Here is a 250-nt window from a genome sequence, read left to right as displayed (position 1 = left end):
CCACTCTCCTGGCTGGCTGACTACGTCGACTACCCGGCCGACACCGACCCGCACGCCCTCGCCGCGCAGTTCGCCGCGATCGGACTCGAAGAGGAGGACTTCTTCGGCGCCGAGGTGACCGGACCCCTCGTCGTCGGCCGTGTCCTCGACCTCGTCAAGGAAGAGCACAAGAACGGCAAGACCGTGAACTGGTGCCGCGTCGACGTCGGCCCCGAACACAACGAGGCCGCTGACGACCCGAAGGACCCGC

1 protein-coding gene is annotated in these 250 nt (G+C 68.0%); it reads left to right on the top strand.

All coding sequences use genetic code 11. The annotated features are described in order from the left end of the window. Positions 1-250, top strand: a 250-nt coding sequence (locus tag HKX41_12535; protein ID NNC24962.1) for a hypothetical protein, incomplete at both ends; no start/stop codon positions are given.

It is taken from the genome of Salifodinibacter halophilus (genome assembly GCA_012999515.1).
In the GTDB taxonomy this organism is placed as follows: Bacteria; Pseudomonadota; Gammaproteobacteria; order Nevskiales; family Salinisphaeraceae; genus Salifodinibacter; species Salifodinibacter halophilus.
Note: the sequence above shows the minus strand (reverse complement) of the source record. Positions and strands in the feature narration are given on the sequence as shown.